The following is a 10,913-nucleotide window of genomic DNA, read 5'->3' on the forward strand; positions in this document are numbered from 1 at the left end:
GATCGGCCAGCTCGTCGCTTACCGCAGGCAGTGCCGCAAATGACCAGTCAGGATAGAGCGGCGTACTGGTTAAACAGGGAATCGACGTTGGATGGTTAAGCACGGCCGTAAAATCTGTTTTACGAATAAGCCCTTCTTCGTCCATTTTTTCCAACAGGCACACCGGCACAATCACTGCCTGCACGGCTTTTTCGCGTAATAAATAGAGTAAGGCATCGGCGGGAAATCCGGTAAACGTCAGGCGCAAATCGCGCTCCGGGCGCAGGCCGGCATCGCTGAGCGCTTTATATCCCAGCAAATAGCCGCCAAATGCCTGAGCATCAATGGCACCCACCGTTTTGCCGATCAGATCGTGTGCGGAGGTTATCCCGCTATCGCGCCTGACGAGGATCGCGCTGCCAATCACATTACTGGTGGCTTTCCCCCCGCGAGTAGAACGGAGTGACGCCAGCCAGCGTAGCGCAGCGCGGCTGTTTAGTTGAACAAATTGCGCCGGATTAGTGACCACAAATTGTACCGTTCCACGATTCACCGCCTCCTGCATCTGCCGCAGGTCCAGCGGTTGAATATGAAACTGTTCGCCGGGAATTTGCTGATTCAACAGGGTTTCCAGCGGCTGCCAGTGATTACGTGTGGAGACCTCCCCACGCATCGCCAAAACGCCAATGTTCCATGTCTGAGCCCTGACCACACCGCTTAGCATCCATAGCGACACCAGCACCGTCAGACATTTTGCTACGTTGCGTCCCACTCAATTATCCCTGTCAATTATGTTGTTTTAGATCAACAACAAGCCGGGTATGTGGTTAACCACAATAGAGTACCCCCCGTCACGATTTTTACACTGTAAATCATCAAGATTCTTTATTCATCACACGCAAACCAACGGCGTGACCAATGTTTCGTTGTTGCATCGTGACGGGAGAAAATATGGACAGCAGTAAAAGGCAGTTTCTCCAGCAACTGGGCGTCCTGACCGCTGGCGCATCACTGGTACCCTTGGCTCAGGCGCAATTTCCCTTCTCGCCTGAACGCCATGAAGGCTCACTTCAGCATCGCTACGCCATGCTGGTTGACCTGCGACGCTGTATCGGCTGCCAGGCCTGTACTGTCAGTTGCGCCATTGAAAACCAGACGCCGCAGGGTGAATTTCGCACCCTCGTTAACCAGTACCAGGTGCAGATTGAAGGTCAGCAGAGCGTCACCAACGTCCTGCTGCCGCGGCTGTGCAACCATTGTGATAATCCTCCCTGCGTGCCCGTTTGCCCGGTACAGGCTACCTTCCAACGCGAAGACGGCATTGTGGTGGTCGACAACACGCGCTGCGTGGGCTGCGCCTACTGCGTGCAGGCCTGCCCTTATGATGCGCGGTTCATCAACCATGAAACACAAACCGCCGATAAATGTACCTTTTGCGTTCACCGCCTCGAAGCTGGCCTGCTCCCGGCCTGCGTGGAATCCTGCGTCGGCGGCGCGCGCATCATAGGCGATATCAAAGATCAGCACAGCCGGATTTCTCAAATGCTGCGTGAACACCATGACGCCATCAAAGTCCTGAAACCGGAAAACGGGACATCACCGCACGTGTTCTATCTGGGTCTGGACGAAGCGTTTGTAACCCCGTTGATGGGACGTGCTCAACCCGCTCTCTGGCAGGAGGTTTAAATGAACCATTCACTGGTTATTGAAGAGGTTCTGGCCCATCCCCAGGACGTAAGTTGGTTACCCTGGGCCGTACAATATTTCTTTTTCATCGGCATTGCCGCCTGCGCCGCGCTGTTCGCCTGCGTGCTTCACTGGCGTAAACAAGAGATGCCGGAACTGGAAAACCTGACGCTGTTAATCGCCCTGACCTGCGCGATTACCGCGCCGCTGGCGCTTACCGCTGACTTACACCAAACCGCCCGCGTCTGGCATTTCTACGCCTGGCCGACGCCGTGGTCCTGGATGCCCTGGGGCGCGCTGTTTTTACCGCTATTTACCGGCTTCTTAGGTCTGTGGTTTCTGGCGCAGCATGTTAAACGGTTAACGCTTAAAAGTTACAGCGTCACTAAGTGGCTGGCGATAGGTAGCGCCTTGTCAGCCATCGGGTTGCTGGTATACACCGGCCGCGAAGTGTCGGTAGTGCAGGCGCGTCCCGTCTGGTTCAGCTACGCCTTTCCGGTTGCGATGTTCCTCAGCGCGCTGCAAACGTTTCTCGCCTTGCTCATCGCCGCGACAAAACGCGAGGGAACATTGACCCGCAAACTGGCGTGGGGGCAGACAGTCACCCTGATGGTACTGGCTTTGGTCGTGGTGATATGGGTGAGCGGCAATACGCTTTCCGGTTCGGCTATTCGCCAATGGCTGAACGTTGCCCCGTTAGCACGACACTACGCCATCGGTTGGGTTGCGCTATGGCTTGTTTCGCTTGTCCTGTGCGGGCTGGTGCTCCGTAACCCCTTATCACTGCCGCTGCGCATATTACTTGCATTTAGCGCGATGGCGCTGTGCTGGCTGATGCGCTGGACGTTACTTATCCAGGTGCAGACCGTACCGAAATTTAACGCGCTGTTTAATCCTTACACCCTGCCCGGTGGTACCGATGGCTGGCTGGCCATTGTGGGCACCTTCGGCCTGTGGATAGCACTGATCATTATTGTTCGTGAAGCCCTGAACGCGATCGCAAGGAGAATGCAACATGGCTAATTTAACCCGTCGTCAGTGGCTTAAAGTAGGCCTTGCCGTAGGTGGCATGGTGACTTTTGGCCTGAGTTATCGGGATGTGGCAAAGCGCGCGATAGACGGTTTGCTGGACGGCTCCTCGGGCAAAATTACCCGAGACCGCATCTTTGGTAACGCCCTCATCCCCGAAGCCAATGCCCAGCCGCGCTGGCAGCAGAACCCGCTGCAGGTTATCTCCATGACGCAGTGCTTCGGCTGCTGGACGCAGTGTGGCGTGCGGGTGCGCGTTGACAGCGAACAAGGCAAGGTGTTGCGCATTGCGGGCAACCCCTATCACCCATTGTCTCACGAGCACCATATTGACGCCTCCGTCCCCTTTGCCACCGCAATGGAACAACTGGCGGGCGAAACGGGTCTTGACGCGCGTTCCACGGCCTGCGCCCGTGGCGCAACCTTACTTGAAGGTTTATACAGCCCGTTACGCATTCTCCAGCCCATGAAACGTGTCGGCAAACGCGGTGAGGGAAAATGGCAGCGCATCAGCTTCGAACAGCTGATCAAAGAGGTGGTGGAAGGCGGCGACTTGTTTGGTGAAGGCCACGTTGACGGCTTGCGGGCAATCCATGACACCAACACACCGCTTGATGCCAGGCATCCCGGCTTTGGCCCTAAATCCAATCAACTGCTGGTCACCAATACCAGCGATGAAGGACGTGATACATTTTTGCGCCGCTTTGCATTAAATAGTTTTGGCAGTAAAAACTTCGGCGCTCATGGCGCTTACTGTGGTCTGGCATACCGGGCCGGTTCCGGTGCGTTAATGGGCGATCTAGATAAAAATACCCACGTGAAGCCCGACTGGGACAACGTCAAATTCGCGCTATTTATGGGAACGTCTCCGGCGCAATCCGGTAACCCGTTTAAGCGCCAGGCTCGCCAACTGGCCAGCGCCCGTTTACGCGACGACTTCCGTTACGTGGTGGTGGCACCGGCCCTGCCATTGACCACGGTGCAGGCTGACAATCGCGGCCACTGGCAGCCTGTACGACCGGGAAGTGACTCCGCGCTGGCGATGGGGATGATCCGTTGGATTATCGAAAAACAGCGTTATAACGCCGATTATCTCACCATTCCCGGCGTGCAGGCCATGCAGCAGGCCGGAGAAAAAAGTTGGACTAACGCCACGCATCTGGTGATTACCGATGAGCTTCCAACCCTTGCCGGACAGCATTTAACCCTCGCGCACTTGAGTGCAAACGCCGCCCAGGAGCCGGTGGTCATTAACGAGGCCGGCGAAATTGTCGCCGCCAGCAGTTGCCCACGCGCGCAGCTGTTCGTCACCCGCCAGGTCACGCTGGCAGACGGTCAGACGGTGACGGTAAAAAGCAGCTTCCAGTGTCTGAAAGAGTCCGCCGGGAAACTAACGCTGACGCAGTACAGCCAGCAATGCGGCGTGTCTGAAGCTGACATTGGCGCCCTGGCCGACGCGTTTACCCGCCATGGCCGCCAGGCAGCGGTGATTACGCACGGTGGAATGATGGCAGGCAATGGATTTTATAACGCCTGGTCGGTGATGATGCTCAATGCGCTGATTGGCAATCTCAGTCTTGAAGGCGGCGTATTTGTCGGCGGCGGCAAGTTCAATGGCGCCACCGACGGTCCGCGCTACAACATGGACAGCTTCGCCGGGAAGGTAAAACCAAAAGGATTAAGCATCGCGCGCAGTAAAACTGCTTATGAGTCTTCCGAAGAGTATCGCAATAAGGTGGCGGCCGGACAATCGCCCTTCCCGGCCAAAGCCCCGTGGTATCCGTTTGTCGCAGGCCAGCTTACCGAACTCCTCGTCTCGGCGCTGGAAGGCTACCCTTATCCACTGAAAGCCTGGATCTCCAACATGACTAACCCGTTCTACGGCATCGCAGGGTTGCGCGACGTGGCGGAAGAAAAGCTCAAGGATCCTGCGCGTCTGCCGCTGTTTATCGCTATTGACGCCTTTATGAACGAAACCACGGCGCTGGCCGATTACATCGTGCCGGATACCCACAACTTTGAAAGTTGGGGATTCAGCGCCCCGTGGGCCGGCGTTGCCAGTAAAGCCACCACCGCGCGTTGGCCGGTAGTGACAGCGGCAACCAGCAGTACCGCTGATGGTCAACCCGCCTCGATGGAATCTTTCTGTATCGCAGTGGCAAAACGTATCGGGCTCCCCGGATTTGGTGACAATGCGATTACCGATCCGCAGGGCAATCACTATCCGTTGAATCGTGCGGAAGATTACTACCTGCGACTCGCCGCCAATATTGCGTTTATGGGCAAAGCGCCGGTCGCTGAAGCGCAACCGGAAGACCTGGCGCTGACTGGGGTACAGCGGATCGTGCCGGTGATGACCCAAACGCTGAAAGCCGATGAAATCAGCCGGGTGGCGTTTATCTACTCCCGCGGTGGGCGTTTTGCGCCGGACAACAGCGGGCGGGTTGAGAATCGGATAGGCAATGCGTGGGAAAAACCGCTACAAATCTGGAATGCGGACGTCGCCGCGCACCGCCATGCAATTACCGGCGAGCGCTACAGCGGCTGCCCGGCCTGGTATCCTTCACGCCTGTCAGATGGGCGTGCGGTCGAGGAGTTGTTCCCGGAACAAGAGTGGCCGCTGAAACTGATTTCTTTTAAATCCAATACCATGTCCAGCGCCACGGCGGTGATCCCACGTTTGCATCATCTGAAGCCGGTTAATCTGGTGGCGCTTAATCCGCAGGATGGTCAACGATATGGTTTAGCGCACGGCGATATGGTGCGTATCACCACGCCTGGCGGTCAGGCGCAGGCGCAGATAAGCCTGCTTAATGGCGTGATGCCGGGCGTGATCGCCATTGAACACGGTTATGGGCATAAAGAAATGGGCGCGGCGCAGCATACGCTCGACGGCAAGCCGATGGCGTTTGACGCACAAATAAGGTCGGGGATTAATCTCAACGATTTGGGCTTTGCGGACCCTACCCGGCAGGTAGCCAATACCTGGCTTGACTGGGTGTCAGGTGCAGCGGTGCGCCAGGGTTTACCAGCGAGGATTGAGCGAGTGAAACTCTAGCGCCGGATGGCCACGCCAACGCGTTTTATCCGGCCTACAGAACGTCGTAGGCCGGATAAGGCAACGCCCGCGGATCAGTTATTTACCGGGATCACCGCACCTTTATATTTGGTGCGTATCCAGTCCTGGATCTCTTTTGAGTGCAGGACATCAACCAGCGCCACGATATCTTTTTTCTTCTCGTCGCCACGATGCACGGTAATGATGTTGGCATACGGGTTGTTTTCACCACTTTCGACGGCGATAGGATCTTTTACCGGATCCAGCCCGGCGTCGATGGCGTAGTTGGCGTTAATCACCACCGCATCGCCTTCGTCGTTGTTATACATCTGCGGTAACAGCGCGGCTTCCACGTTAGGCAGGAACTTCAGTTTTTTCGGGTTCTCGACGATATCGCTAATGCGCGCGGTGACTTTATCCACGCCCGGCTTCAGCTTGATTACGCCCTCTTTTTCGAAAATCGACAGAATACGGCCTTCCTCAGATACCGCATCGCGCATGATGACCTTGCCGCCTTCCGGCAGATCTTTAAGCGATTTCACTTTTTTCGAATAGATCCCAATTGGCTCGATGTGAATCGCTCCGGCGCTGACGAAATCATAGGTTTTATCGCCCGCATGATCTTTAATCACGCTGTTCAGGTACGGAATATGCTGGAAGTAGTTAGCGTCAATCTCACGGCCAGCCAGCGCGGTGTTGGGCAGAATGTAATCCTGGAACGGTTTAATCTCTAAATCGATCCCTTGCTTCGCCAGAATAGGCTTAGCCTGCTCAAGGATCTCCGCGTGCGGCACGTTAGAGGCGCCAACGGTCAGAGTATCGGCCCAGGAGGCAAAGCTCAGGGCGCTTAAGGTTGCTGCGGCGAGTAACGTCAGTGATTTTTTCATGATAATGGTTTCCGTATTTTATTAGCGTTTATCTAACAGAGAGGTGATCACATCGCCGCAAAGCTGGATGATGAAGACAATGAGCAAAATCGTCACCGTCGCCACCAGCGTGACGTCGCTGTGGTTGCGCTGGAATCCTTCCAGATAAGCCAAATTCCCTAAACCACCGGCACCAATCACTCCAGCCATCGCGCTGTAGCTGACCAGCGCAATCAGCGTCACGGTGATCCCGGACACCAGAGCAGGAGAGGATTCCGGCAGTAAAACCCGAAAAATAAGCGTGCTTAGCCGTGCGCCCATCGAACGCGTCGCCTCAATAACCCCTTTGTCGACTTCACGCAGGGCAATTTCGACCAGACGCGCATAAAACGGTGCGGCCCCTACGATCAGCGCAGGCAACGCGGCATTAGCGCCGAGAATGGTGCCAACCATCGCTTTGGTAAACGGGATCAGCAGCACGATCAGAATGATGAACGGGATGGAACGAAAGATATTCACCACCAGCGAAATAACGCTATACACCGCGCGATTGTGAAACAGTCCGCCGCGTGCGGTCAGGAACAGCGCCAGACCAAGTGCAACGCCCAGGACAAAGGTCGCCGCGCCAGAAAGGACCGTCATGTAGAGCGTTTCCTGGGTTGCTGCCAGCAGTTGGTCCCACTTCAGATGAGGAAACAGTTCTTCAGCCATGGTTGATTACCTCGCCTTCAATGTCGCTCTGGCGCAGATCGGCCAAAATATTGTTCAATTGTTCCTCAGAGGCCACAACGTGCACCCAAAGCTGACCAAACACACCGTGCGCGGTTTGCGTCATCTTGCCGTGTAAAATGTTAAACGGCAGGCCATAGCGCAGGGTCAATTCGCCAACCACAGGCCGATGCGTACGTTGCCCGGTAAACGTTAGCTTGATCACCACACCGCCCAGCTCGCTGGCCAACTGTGGGTTAAACTCGTCTTCCTCGGTGTACTGACTCACCTGACGAACGAACTGTCGGGTGATCGGCTGCTGCGGATGGGTAAAGACGTTGAGCACGTCGCCTTCCTCAACGACCCTGCCGTTTTCCATTACCGCGACGCGATCGCAGATTTTTCGTACCACGTGCATTTCATGCGTGATCAGCACAATGGTTAATTTGAAGCGGCGATTAATATCGAGCAGCAAATCGAGGATCTGATCGGTAGTTTGCGGATCCAGCGCCGAAGTGGCTTCATCACACAGCAGAACGTCAGGATTGTTCGCCAGCGCACGGGCAATTCCTACCCGCTGTTTTTGCCCACCGCTAAGCTGGGACGGATACGCATTTTCACGACCGCTCAGCCCCACCAGCGAAATCAGTTCAGCAACTCGCGCTTTAATTGATGCTTTTGGCGCTCCAGCAATTTGCATAGAGAACGCAATATTTTCACTAACCGTTCGTGACCACAGCAAATTGAAGTGTTGAAACACCATGCTGATTTTCAGTCGCGCCTGACGTAAAGATTCCCCACGGGCGGCAGAGATATCGTGGCCGTTAATCGTTACGTTGCCTGAAGTCGGTTTTTCCAGACCATTAAGTAAGCGTATTAAGGTGCTTTTCCCCGCCCCGCTGTAACCAATAATTCCGTAAATCTGTCCCTGTTCAACCGTCAGGTTGACGTTATCGACAGCGGTAATGGCAAGCCTGCCTGGCGTAAACACTTTCGAAATATTTTTCAGGACAATCATGTCGTTTAGGTATCCGCTGCTGCTTATTGTTCTGCTGCTAGCGCTTTTGGCTGTTTAGCAGTATGGATGTCCAAACGAGTTTAATCAGTGAGATTGGCTTTTAAAATGAATTAAAACGCATTTGATATAACTTTTAGAAATATGTTGGTTTGGTCGGCGTTATACACAAAAAGTCAGGGATTGGGATGACAATTACACCTTGTTGCGCAACAAATTGCGGCTGCGAATAACCTCTTTATCCATACCTGGAAACAAATTAATGAATATTTTCTGTAAAACTGCACAGAAGTGTTTTGAAACGCTGTTTCCATTTTCCTTTTTGATAATTTTCAGCGTATAATGCGCGCCAATTGTCTCTTGAATGGTTTCAGCACATTGACCTGTAAAACTCAACGACTACAAAACTCACCATCCCGTTGGGCTGAAACACAAGCACACATTCCTCTGCACGCTCTTTCGATGTCACCTATCCTTAGTGCGAGGCATCACAACTTTCGTAACTCAGGTTTAGCTTCCCGTCCGTGCGCGGCGGGAGCCAGATTTCCATATCCTTCTCAACTTAAAGACTAAGACTGTCATGAAAAAGACGAAAATTGTTTGCACCATCGGTCCGAAAACCGAATCCGAAGAGATGTTAACCAAAATGCTGGACGCGGGCATGAACGTCATGCGTCTGAACTTCTCCCACGGGGACTATGAAGAACACGGTCAGCGCATCAAGAATTTGCGCAACGTCATGAGCAAAACCGGCAAGAAAGCCGCAATCCTGCTCGACACCAAAGGTCCGGAAATCCGTACCATCAAACTGGAAGGCGGTAACGACGTTTCCCTGAAAGCGGGCCAAACCTTCACCTTCACCACCGACAAATCTGTCGTCGGCAACAACGAAATCGTTGCTGTTACTTATGAAGGCTTCACTAAAGATCTGTCCGTCGGCAATACCGTTCTGGTTGACGATGGTCTGATCGGCATGGAAGTTACCGCTATCGAAGGTAACAAAGTTATCTGTAAAGTGCTGAACAACGGCGATCTGGGCGAAAACAAAGGCGTTAACCTGCCGGGCGTTTCCATCGCGCTGCCAGCACTGGCTGAAAAAGACAAACAGGACCTGATCTTCGGTTGCGAGCAAGGCGTTGACTTCGTTGCAGCATCCTTTATCCGTAAACGTTCTGACGTCGTTGAAATCCGTGAGCACCTGAAAGCGCACGGCGGCGAAAACATCCAGATCATCTCCAAAATCGAAAACCAGGAAGGCCTGAACAACTTCGACGAAATCCTCGAAGCATCTGACGGCATCATGGTTGCTCGTGGCGACATGGGCGTTGAGATCCCGGTTGAAGAAGTTATCTTCGCGCAGAAGATGATCATCGAAAAATGTATCCGTGCACGTAAAGTCGTTATCACTGCGACCCAGATGCTGGACTCCATGATCAAAAACCCGCGTCCGACCCGCGCTGAAGCCGGTGACGTAGCGAACGCCATCCTCGACGGTACCGATGCAGTAATGCTGTCTGGCGAGTCTGCAAAAGGTAAATACCCGCTGGAAGCCGTCACCATCATGGCAACCATCTGTGAGCGTACCGACCGCGTGATGACCAGCCGTCTGGACTTCAACAACGACAGCCGCAAACTGCGCATCACCGAAGCCGTTTGCCGTGGCGCGGTTGAAACTGCAGAAAAACTGGATGCTCCGCTGATCGTTGTAGCAACCCAGGGCGGTAAATCTGCTCGCGCAGTACGTAAATACTTCCCGGATGCCACCATCCTGGCGCTGACCACCAACGAAACTACCGCGCGTCAGCTGGTGCTGAGCAAAGGCGTTGTTGCACAGGTGGTTAAAGAAATCAGCTCTACCGATGATTTCTATCGTCTGGGTAAAGAAGTCGCTCTGGAAAGCGGTCTGGCTCAGAAAGGTGACGTTGTGGTGATGGTTTCCGGTGCACTGGTTCCGAGCGGCACGACCAACACGGCATCCGTTCACGTGCTGTAATAATTCCAACGCGAATTAATTTGCTTAAAAAAGCGCCCTGGTGGCGCTTTTTTTATTTTATCGATAGCTACAATTAATAAAAAATCAAATCGGATTTCACTATCTAATCCGTGATTATCTAAGATGAATCCGATGGAAGCTTTCTGTTTTCACTCGGGTTTTTAGCCGTTTTTGCACAATTCGATGCTTCTTTGAGCGAACGATCAAAAATAAGTGCATTCCCATCAAAAAAATATTCTCAACATAAAAAACTTTGTGTAATACTTGTAACGCTACATGGAGATTAACTCAATCTAGAGGGTATTAATAATGAATCGTACTAAACTGGTACTGGGCGCGGTAATCCTGGGTTCTACTCTGCTGGCAGGTTGCTCCAGCAACGCTAAAATCGATCAGCTGTCTTCTGACGTTCAGACTCTGAACGCTAAAGTTGACCAGCTGAGCAACGACGTGAACGCAATGCGTTCCGACGTTCAGGCTGCTAAAGATGACGCAGCTCGCGCTAACCAGCGTCTGGACAACGCAGCTACTAAATACCGCAAGTAATAGTATCTGTGTAATAAAAATGGCGCACATTGT

General features: G+C 53.5%; 9 protein-coding genes. 5 read left to right on the forward strand and 4 right to left on the reverse strand.

Translation table 11 applies throughout. The features are described from left to right. Positions 1 to 703: phosphate/phosphite/phosphonate ABC transporter substrate-binding protein (locus FDW87_RS22675; protein WP_252363205.1), on the reverse strand; the 703-nt coding region annotated here is incomplete at its 3' end. A gap of 227 nt (positions 704 to 930) precedes the next feature. On the opposite strand from FDW87_RS22675, the gene ttrB reads away from it, so the two are divergent. From ttrB to ttrA, 3 genes are read left to right on the forward strand one after another with little or no spacing between them, the layout of a single operon-like run. Then, positions 931 to 1,665, forward strand: coding sequence for a tetrathionate reductase subunit TtrB (ttrB, locus tag FDW87_RS14335; RefSeq protein WP_075849228.1), 735 nt, complete (start codon positions 931 to 933; stop codon positions 1,663 to 1,665). Continuing rightward, positions 1,666 to 2,688: a tetrathionate reductase subunit TtrC gene (ttrC, locus tag FDW87_RS14340; protein WP_047417786.1), complete on the forward strand. Its 1,023-nt coding sequence runs from the start codon at positions 1,666 to 1,668 to the stop codon at positions 2,686 to 2,688. Beyond that, the gene (gene ttrA / locus FDW87_RS14345) at positions 2,681 to 5,752 is read left to right on the forward strand and encodes a tetrathionate reductase subunit TtrA (protein ID WP_137379873.1); all 3,072 of its coding nucleotides are present in this window, start codon (positions 2,681 to 2,683) and stop codon (positions 5,750 to 5,752) included. The genes ttrC and ttrA overlap by 8 nt, the downstream gene beginning before the upstream one ends. Before the next feature lie 74 nt (positions 5,753 to 5,826). Here the strand turns inward: ttrA and FDW87_RS14350 are convergent, their stop codons facing one another. The 3 genes from FDW87_RS14350 to FDW87_RS14360 are packed head-to-tail and all read right to left on the reverse strand — an operon-like array spanning position 5,827 to position 8,344. Beyond that, the gene (locus FDW87_RS14350; RefSeq protein WP_003029358.1) at positions 5,827 to 6,639 is read right to left on the reverse strand and encodes a MetQ/NlpA family ABC transporter substrate-binding protein; all 813 of its coding nucleotides are present in this window, start codon (positions 6,637 to 6,639) and stop codon (positions 5,827 to 5,829) included. 21 nt (positions 6,640 to 6,660) lie between these two features. Further along, positions 6,661 to 7,329, reverse strand: a complete 669-nt coding sequence (locus tag FDW87_RS14355) for a methionine ABC transporter permease (protein ID WP_137379874.1) — start codon at positions 7,327 to 7,329, stop codon at positions 6,661 to 6,663. Then, on the reverse strand, positions 7,322 to 8,344 hold the full coding sequence (locus FDW87_RS14360) for a methionine ABC transporter ATP-binding protein (protein ID WP_137379875.1): 1,023 nt from the start codon (positions 8,342 to 8,344) through the stop codon (positions 7,322 to 7,324). The genes FDW87_RS14355 and FDW87_RS14360 overlap by 8 nt, the downstream gene beginning before the upstream one ends. A gap of 577 nt (positions 8,345 to 8,921) precedes the next feature. Between FDW87_RS14360 and pykF the strand changes: the two genes are divergently transcribed. Together pykF and lpp are read left to right on the forward strand one after the other, a co-directional pair. After that, complete coding sequence (pykF, locus tag FDW87_RS14365) at positions 8,922 to 10,334, forward strand: pyruvate kinase PykF (RefSeq protein WP_016152912.1); 1,413 nt, start codon at positions 8,922 to 8,924, stop codon at positions 10,332 to 10,334. A gap of 309 nt (positions 10,335 to 10,643) precedes the next feature. Continuing rightward, entirely contained in the window at positions 10,644 to 10,880 is a 237-nt protein-coding gene (lpp, locus tag FDW87_RS14370) for a murein lipoprotein Lpp (protein WP_003029373.1), read from the forward strand. Positions 10,881 to 10,913: the final 33 nt, after the last annotated feature.

This window comes from Citrobacter sp. wls826 (assembly GCF_005281245.1).
In the GTDB taxonomy this organism is placed as follows: Bacteria; Pseudomonadota; Gammaproteobacteria; order Enterobacterales; family Enterobacteriaceae; genus Citrobacter; species Citrobacter braakii.